This window comes from Candidatus Obscuribacterales bacterium, assembly GCA_036703605.1.
In the GTDB taxonomy this organism is placed as follows: Bacteria; Cyanobacteriota; Cyanobacteriia; order RECH01; family RECH01; genus RECH01.
The window spans coordinates 1-1,033 of sequence record DATNRH010000116.1 but is presented as its reverse complement, the minus strand read 5'-3'; the positions used below and the strand labels follow the sequence as shown (position 1 = coordinate 1,033).

Here is a 1,033-nt window from a genome sequence, read left to right as displayed (position 1 = left end):
TACTCAGTTAGCTCGTCATCATTATCAGCGTAGTCGAGGGCTGGCATAAGGTACTTGGCCACAGTGTAGGCAGCATACGGTCCACTAAAGCATGAATTCGCGGTTTTTCTTACGAAGAGCAGCAAGCAAGGTAAAAGGAACCAGGTTCTCCAGCTGGGCCATCTACAAATCCGTGAGGGTCGCCTCGGGTTCGCCTAGAGAGTTAGGCGTCACAATGTATACTTGTTGTCAGGCCCGCCAGTGCAATTCCAGGCCTCGCTGCCATTCCAGTTCTTGGCGCCAAGCAGAGCGCCCCAGTAGCCGTTGGTCTCAGAACCGACTCCATCTGGCATCGACGCATTGGTAAAGTCGGCAAGATCTCCCCACAAAGGCACGCCGCTGCCAAATCCATACGGGTTGGTGTGGACCTGTCTTGTCTCAGTCCAATCCATTTCATCTTGCAGCGTTCGCACAAAATCGAGAATGCTCCCTCCGCGTAGGGCACCATAGAGAGCGAACGGCTCTTTACGACCTTGGCTTTGGCCTGCGCCGCCGGTCCAGCGGCAGCCAAGGCGAAAGGTGTGGTAGATATCCTGACCGCGCTGGGCTAGGGCATAAATGCTGCGCAGTTTCCACGGATCCGTCTTGGGTGTAGTGTCCATGGCAGTCAGCAAGTCGCCGAGAAAGCGGCTCATAATATCGGCACTATATTCTTCCGTGCCTGCAGCCACCGGGGCAAAGCCGCGAGCAATGTCCCCATTCCACTGCACAAAGTGATCAAACCAGGCTGCGGACCAGCGAGTCCACGAACTGTTGAAGTTGCCCCTCCATTGGCTCGCCGAGATCTCTGGGATTTCTGGGAACACACCAATGCTGAGCTCTGACACGTCGACTAACTATTAGTGCTGTTTTTTGGCAGAGTGGGGGGTGCAGGTTGAGGGGACTACCTAAGGGCTTCTCAGTTGGAGGTGTGTCATAAGGTGGGCGTAGAAGGGTGGAACCTGCGTTGGGGGGTACACTCTCTAGGACCTTCACGTGAGCCTCTCTTTCTTTT

1 protein-coding gene is annotated in these 1,033 nt (G+C 55.1%); it reads right to left on the bottom strand.

From position 1 onward, the window contains the following. Positions 1–209: 209 nt before the first annotated feature. Entirely contained in the window at positions 210–866 is a 657-nt protein-coding gene (locus tag V6D20_02400) for a hypothetical protein (protein HEY9814647.1), read from the bottom strand. Positions 867–1,033 lie beyond the last annotated feature (167 nt).